Origin of the sequence: Candidatus Accumulibacter vicinus, assembly GCF_000584955.1 — a bacterium.
In the GTDB taxonomy this organism is placed as follows: Bacteria; Pseudomonadota; Gammaproteobacteria; order Burkholderiales; family Rhodocyclaceae; genus Accumulibacter; species Accumulibacter vicinus.
The window spans coordinates 94398-100667 of record NZ_JDSS02000021.1; the positions used below are offsets into that span (position 1 = coordinate 94398).

A 6270-nucleotide genomic window follows, 5' to 3' on the forward strand; every position below is an offset into this window, starting at 1 on the left:
AATCCAGACTGGAACGAAACCCGCTTCTACCCAAATGGGACATCTTGATCCGACCGGCTTGCTTGGTATAAGGATTTGCGGAGATCACCTTAGCTTCACCGCCTGCGGGAAGGAAGTCGATTTCCCCGGCTTGACGTCGTCGGCAACGCATTCGATGTACTCCAGCGCGCCGTACTCGCGCCATACTTTGCCGGCCTGGCGTGCGATGCGCCGATAGGCCGCGAGCTTCTGCTTCGGAACGGCGAGGACGAAACCATCCACGTAACAGGTCATATCCAGTCTCCTTGACTTGGGTTGGGGGTCAATCCCGAGCGGGCGCGCCGAGTGGAAAGTAATGGCGGAAAGGCCGCCCCTCGTCTACCGCGCGCGCGAACGAGGGTCGCGCCAGCAGGCGTTGGCGATAGGCCTTGAGCGCGGCGAATTCGTCGGCGATCGGATAGGTCCAGTCGGCATAGAACAGCGACGGCGCCGCCGCGCAGTCGGCCGTCAATACGAGGGATGGGCGTAACGGACGAAGCTCATGTCGATGCCGCCTCCCCCCCGCGTACCGCCGCCTCGATCGCGGCGATGTCGATCTTCCGCATGGCCATCATGGCCTCGAACGCGCGCTTCGCCACGTCGCCGCCGGTGGCGAGTGCCTGGGTCAGCACGCGCGGCGTGATCTGCCACGACAGGCCCCACCTGTCCTTGCACCAGCCGCAGTCGCTTGCCACGCCACCGTTGGCGATGATCGCCTGCCAATATCGGTCGGTCTCGGCCTGGTCATCCGTCGCGATCTGGAACGAAAACGCCTCGCTGTGCCGGAAGACGTCGCCTCCGTTGAGGCCGAGGCAGGGCAGGCCGCAGACGGTGAATTCGACCGTCAGCACGTCGCCCGCCTTGCCGCCGGGATAATCGGACGGCGCACGATGCACCGCCCTGACCGCGCTGTCCGGGAAGGTTCGGGCGTAGAAGCGCGCGGCTTCTTCCGCATCGTGGTCGTACCACAGGCAAATCGTGTTCTTGCTCATCGTGAATTTCCTCTATCCGTTACCGCGTTGATTCTCAGGTCACGTACATGGTCCCCCGTTCAGTACCTGGCGTCTTCGGGCAGTCCTTCTTCCACCGGCCGCACCTCGATTTCGCCATAGCGCGCACCCGGCCACTGCGCCGCGATCTGGATCGCCTCGTCGAAGTCGCGCGCCTCGATCAGGAAAAAGCCGCCGAGCTGTTCCTTGGTTTCGATGAAGGGCCCGTCGGTCACCGAGAGGCGGCCGTCGCGCACTTTCAAGGTCACGGCCGACGACGCGCTGCGCAGCGCCCGCGCGTCGACCAGGTGCCCGCTTTGACGCAACGCCTGAACGTAGGCCAGCGTCTCCTCGCGCACCGCGTCCCACTCCGCGCGCGGCATGCGTGTGAAAGTGGCTTCCGCCTCGTAGGCCAGGCAAAGGTATTTCATCGTCTCATCCCGTCGCTTGCGGGCTGGCGAATGCCACGGCAATGCGCGGCAGCGCCGTCGATCGCAGGTAAACAGGTTCGAGATGGCCGCGCGGTGGCGGCAAACCTGCCAACAGCGTCACTTGGTCGGCCCTGTGCGCAGACTTTCATCGTGTCGCGCTCGCCTCGGGCTCAGGCACGATGACCATCCACGACACGCCGAAGCGGTCCGCCACCATGCCGAAGCAGGGGGAGAAGAAGGTTTTGCCGAGCGGCATGACAACCTTGCCGCCCGCCACCAGCGCATCGAAGCGCCGCCGCGCCTCGGCTTCATTCGCCGCCTGCAGCGAGAGCGAGAAGCCCTGGAAGTTCGGATGGCCGATACAGTCGTCGGCCATCATCAGTGTCGCCTCGCCGACGCGCAGGCAGGAATGCATCACCTTGTCGTCGTAGCCCTCCAGCATGCCCGGGCATTTCTCCGGCGCCTCGCGGTAGTGCATCAGCATCTCGAGCTCGGCGCCGAGCGCCTGCCGGTAAAAGCCGATGGCCTCTTCGCAGCGGCCGTCGAAGAACAGATAAGGTTGGATTGGCATTACGGTCTCCTTGAGAAATGTGGTGTTACGACATCGAATGCAGGCCGATCATGTTGCCTTCGGTATCGACCACGAGCGCGATGTGGCCGTACTGTCCGATGGATGTCTTCTGCCGGTGAATGCGGCCGCCGGCCTGTTCCGCCTTCGCCGCCTGGACGGCGCAATCGGCGCCTGTGAAGTAGATGATCACGTTGTGTCCGCCAGCTTCGAGGCCCGGCATCCTGACCAGCGCACCGGTCGCGCCCATGGCGTCCTGAAGCATGGGGAAGGCCCACATCTCCATGCCCGGCGGCTGGCCGGGGCCTTCGAGCCGGGTGAGCTGCGTGCCGAACACCGTCTGGTGGAACGCCTTGGCACGCGGCATGTCGTCGACGTAGATTTCGAACCAGCCGACCGGGTTCCTCGGGCAATCGTCGCTCATCCCTGGCTCCTCAATCCGGAATTTCGGGCTCGACCAGCCGCGCCAGCGCCTCGAGCGATTCCTGCCAGCCGAGGTAGCAAAGCTCGGTAGGGATCACTTCAGGAATACCCTCCTGCACCGCGACCAACTCGGTGCCACAGGACACGGCGCGCAGGGTGACGGTGGTGACCATCTCGCCCGGCAGGTTGGGAGCGTCGAACTTGTCCGAGTAGCGGAGGCGTTCGTTGGGTACCAGTTCCAGATAGGTGCCGCCGAAGGCATTGCCGTTGCCGGTGCTGAAATTGGTGAAGGTCATGCGGAACGTGCCGCCAACCCGGGCATCGAGGTGGTCCACCTGGCAGGTAAAGCCGTTGGGCGGCAGCCAGCGCGCCACGGCATCGGGGTTGGTGAAGGCGCGAAACACCTTCTCCGGTTTCGCGCGTATCACGCGATGCAGCTTGACGGTTCCGGTGGGCATGGAAGTCTCCTTGAAAGGGTGGTTGAGGTATTGTTTGTCTTTGCCTCTAGTCGAACCGCCCGCACCGCTTTCGACCACCGTGGCGAATTTTTTTTACCGTGGCTACGGCTTGCCGCCGCGCTTGCCCGGCACCAATTGACGCACCGGCCGCACCTCGATGCTGCCGACGCGTGCGGGCGGGATGGTCGCCGCCAGCTTCAGCGCCTCGTCGAGATCGGCCGCCTGCAAAATGTAGAAGCCGGTGAGCTGCTCCTTGGTCTCGGCGAAGGGACCGTCGGTGATGGCGACCTTGCCGTCGCGCATGCGCAGGGTGGTCGCCGTGCTCACCGGGTGCAGTGGCGCACCGCCAAGATAATGGCCGCTGGCGCGCATCGCGTCGCCGCAGGCAAGGCATTCGCCGTCATCGATCTCTTCGAGGCGCTTTTCATTGGCGTAGACCAGGCACAGGTAGTTCATGGGTTCTCCTTGGAGTGCTGTTTGGTGGATTCATTCCTGGTCGTTCGACAAACTGCCAAATCGACAGGGCCGAAAATTGGTCGATCAGGCGTTGAAGGTCGCGCTCGAGTTCTGGCGGGTCGGCGAGCATCACCGCGCCGATGGCGAGTGCGGCCAGGCAAGTTGATGTCGTTGCCTATGCTCGTCGTTTGCCGTCGCTTCGGCCGGTACCTGTCAATGTCAACCGGCACCCCCCTTTACATCCAACTCCGCCAACCTTCCCTCAATGAACCGCCGCTCCGGTTCCGATTGCGTCAGCTCCAGCGCGCGCCGATACGCCGCGCTTGACTCCTCCAACCGCCCCAGCCGGCGGCAGAGCTCGGCGCGGGCGGCGTGGGCGAGACGGTATTCGTCGAGTTCGCCTTCATCGAGCAGCGCATCGATCAGCGCCAGCCCGGCGGCCGGGCCGTCGCGCATGGCGATCGCGACAGCACGGTTGAGCGCCGCGACGGGCGAGGCCTCGACGCGCAGCAGCACATCGTAGAGGCCGACGATCTGTTCCCAGTCGGTATCCGCGGCGCTCGCGGCCTCGGCATGCACGGCGGAAATGGCGGCTTGCAACGTGTAGGAACTCAGGGCTCGGGGCGGGTTGGCGGCGTGGGGCTCGCGCAGCGCCTGCTCGACGAGCGACTTGCCTTCGCCGATCAACGCCCTGTCCCACTGGCCCCGGTCCTGCGCGTCGAGCAGCACCGGGGCGCCCTCCGCCGAGACGCGCGTGCCGCGGCGCGATTCGTGCAGCAGCATGAGCGCGAGCAGGCCCTTCACCTCGGGCGCCGGCAACAGCGCTAGCAATAGGCGGCCGAGGCGGATGGCCTCGCTACTGAGATCGTGGCGCGTGAGGGCGCTACCGGCACTGGCGTTGTAGCCTTCGTTGAAGACGAGATAGACCACGCGCAACACGTTGTCCAGCCGCGCCGGCAGTTCGTTCGGCTCCGGCACCTGGTAAGGGATGCGCGCCGCGCGGATCTTGGCCTTTGCGCGCACGATGCGCTGCGCCAGCGTCGTTGGCGAAACGAGGAAGGCACTGGCGATTTCCTCCGTGGTCAGGCCGCAGACTTCGCGCAGAGTGAGCGCCACCTGGGCGTCGGGCGCCAAGGCGGGGTGGCAGCAGGTGAAGATGAGGCGCAGGCGGTCGTCCTCGATCGGTTCGCTTTCGTCCCAGGCCGGCGCCGGGTCGGCAATCGCCGCTGCCAGTTCCTCGTCCAGTGTGGTGAAGCGGGCATCGCGGCGGATCGCGTCGATGGCTTTGAAGCGGCCCGCCGACACCAGCCAGGCGCACGGATTGTCTGGCACGCCTTGCGCCGGCCAGTGCTCGATGGCGGCGCGGAAAGCCTCGTGCAGCGCTTCCTCGGCGAGGTCGAAATCGCCCAGCAGGCGGATCAGCGTCGCCAGCACGCGCCGCGATTCACGGCGGTAGATCTCCTCTACCCTGTCCGACAACTTCGCCGCCTCGCCGTCCACCGTCATGCGCTCCATATTACTGGATTGGACAGCCGTTTCTGTGCCGCGGCACGGCTGTCTTCAGGGTGCGCAACCAGGCGAGGTCGGCCTGCACGGCCTTCGAACCCGGCAGGACGATGAGATCGCAGGCCGGTGGCGGCTCGTTCGGGCCGACGAAGCGGAAGTCGACTTCCGGATGGAAACGCAAGGGGTCGAGGTCGTTGTGATTCGAGATGCGTGGGTAAGTCGGGACGGCGACACGCAACGCCGCTCCGTCCTTGCGCGTTCCGGTGCGTGGCACGGCATCCTCGGCGTCGAGATAGAGACCGTGCAGGTACGGCAGGACGCCCAACACGGGCTTGCCGGTGCGTTGTTCGAGCCAGCGCAGGCCGCTTTCGAGCAGGCCGATCTCGCCGCCGTCGCTGGTGACCGCCGAATTGAGCGCCATGTTCTGCGGTTTGAAGGGTGCGACGCGAACGCTGCGGCGGTGCAGGATGCGGCATAACGCGGTGACCAGCACGCTCTTACCGGCGTCGGAAGTGCAGCCCTGAATCATCAGGCTGGGGGTGCGCTGCTCGTTCATCGTAGAATCCGGGTTTCGACGCCCCGATTCTCGCATGCCCACCCCTGCCGTTTCACAATTCCTCGTCGCCGGCGTGCCCGAGGCGCTGTTGTTGCCGCTGGCGGCGATGGCCGGCGCCGGACTCGATTGGCTGCTGGGCGAGCCGCGGCGCTGGCATCCGCTGGTCGGTTCCGGTGCCCTGGCCGGCCGTTGCGAAGCCGCCTGCGTGGCCTGCTGGCCTGGTCGCTACTTGTCGTGCCGCCGGTGGCTGTGGTTGCCTGGGTGGTGCCGGCGGGTCTGGCCGGCTGGCTGATCGACGCCGGCCTGCTCTACCTGGCACTCGGCGGACGTAGCCTCGGCGAACACGCCCGCCGCGTCGCCGCCGATCTGGCGAGCGACGACCTGACGGCGGCGCGCCGGCACGTCGGCTGGATGGTCTCGCGGCAGACCGCAGAGCTCGACGCTGCGGGAGTGGTCGGCGCCTGCATCGAGTCGACACTCGAGAACGGCAATGACGCGGTTTTCGGCGCACTCTTCTGGTTCGCGCTGCTCGGCGGTCCGGGCGCCGTCCTCTTTCGCCTAGCCAACACGCTGGACGCGATGTGGGGCTACCGCAACCCTCGTTTCGCCGAGTCCGGCTGGGCCGCGGCGCGGGCCGACGATGTCCTGAACTACCTGCCGGCCCGTTTGAACGCCCTGACCTACGCCCTGTGTGGCCGCACGCGCGCCGCGCTGCGTTGCTGGCGCGCCCAGGCGCCGCACTGGAAGCCCGAATGCCGGTCCGGTGATGGCCGCCGGCGCCGGCAGCCTGGGTCTCTCGCTCGGTGGCCCGGCGGTCTATCACGGTCGGCTCGAGGAGCGGCCGCGGCTTGGCGGGGGGCGGCCA

General features: G+C 66.4%; 7 protein-coding genes and 4 pseudogenes. 1 reads left to right on the plus strand and 10 read right to left on the minus strand.

What is annotated here, in order from left to right:
* Window positions 1-87: 87 nt before the first annotated feature.
* The 10 genes and pseudogenes from CAPSK01_RS09235 to CAPSK01_RS09280 form a co-directional block, all read right to left on the minus strand.
* A pseudogene (locus CAPSK01_RS09235) lies at window positions 88-273 on the minus strand (DUF1428 domain-containing protein); the annotation flags it as partial.
* Between the two features lie 28 nt (window positions 274-301).
* Window positions 302-484, minus strand: a pseudogene (locus CAPSK01_RS09240) (glutathione S-transferase family protein); the annotation flags it as partial.
* A gap of 34 nt (window positions 485-518) precedes the next feature.
* Window positions 519-1010, minus strand: a complete 492-nt coding sequence (locus tag CAPSK01_RS09245; protein ID WP_034925636.1) for a VOC family protein — start codon at window positions 1008-1010, stop codon at window positions 519-521.
* A 59-nt stretch (window positions 1011-1069) separates the two neighbouring features.
* Window positions 1070-1438 carry a YciI family protein gene (locus CAPSK01_RS09250; protein WP_034925638.1) on the minus strand — a complete coding sequence of 123 codons (369 nt, stop codon included), beginning with the start codon at window positions 1436-1438 and terminating at the stop codon, window positions 1070-1072.
* Window positions 1439-1583: 145 nt separating this feature from the next.
* Complete coding sequence (locus tag CAPSK01_RS09255; protein ID WP_034925641.1) at window positions 1584-2009, minus strand: VOC family protein; 426 nt, start codon at window positions 2007-2009, stop codon at window positions 1584-1586.
* Between the two features lie 25 nt (window positions 2010-2034).
* The gene (locus CAPSK01_RS09260; protein WP_034925644.1) at window positions 2035-2430 is read right to left on the minus strand and encodes a VOC family protein; all 396 of its coding nucleotides are present in this window, start codon (window positions 2428-2430) and stop codon (window positions 2035-2037) included.
* Window positions 2431-2440: 10 nt separating this feature from the next.
* On the minus strand, window positions 2441-2887 hold the full coding sequence (locus CAPSK01_RS09265; RefSeq protein WP_034925646.1) for an SRPBCC family protein: 447 nt from the start codon (window positions 2885-2887) through the stop codon (window positions 2441-2443).
* 102 nt (window positions 2888-2989) lie between these two features.
* Entirely contained in the window at window positions 2990-3343 is a 354-nt protein-coding gene (locus CAPSK01_RS09270) for a YciI family protein (protein WP_034925649.1), read from the minus strand.
* 219 nt (window positions 3344-3562) lie between these two features.
* Window positions 3563-4849, minus strand: coding sequence for an RNA polymerase sigma factor (locus CAPSK01_RS09275; RefSeq protein ID WP_034925987.1), 1287 nt, complete (start codon window positions 4847-4849; stop codon window positions 3563-3565).
* Between the two features lie 58 nt (window positions 4850-4907).
* A pseudogene (locus CAPSK01_RS09280) lies at window positions 4908-5405 on the minus strand (hypothetical protein); the annotation flags it as partial.
* A 106-nt stretch (window positions 5406-5511) separates the two neighbouring features.
* On the opposite strand from CAPSK01_RS09280, the pseudogene CAPSK01_RS09285 reads away from it, so the two are divergent.
* Window positions 5512-6270 (plus strand): annotated as a pseudogene (locus CAPSK01_RS09285) (CobD/CbiB family cobalamin biosynthesis protein); the annotation flags it as partial.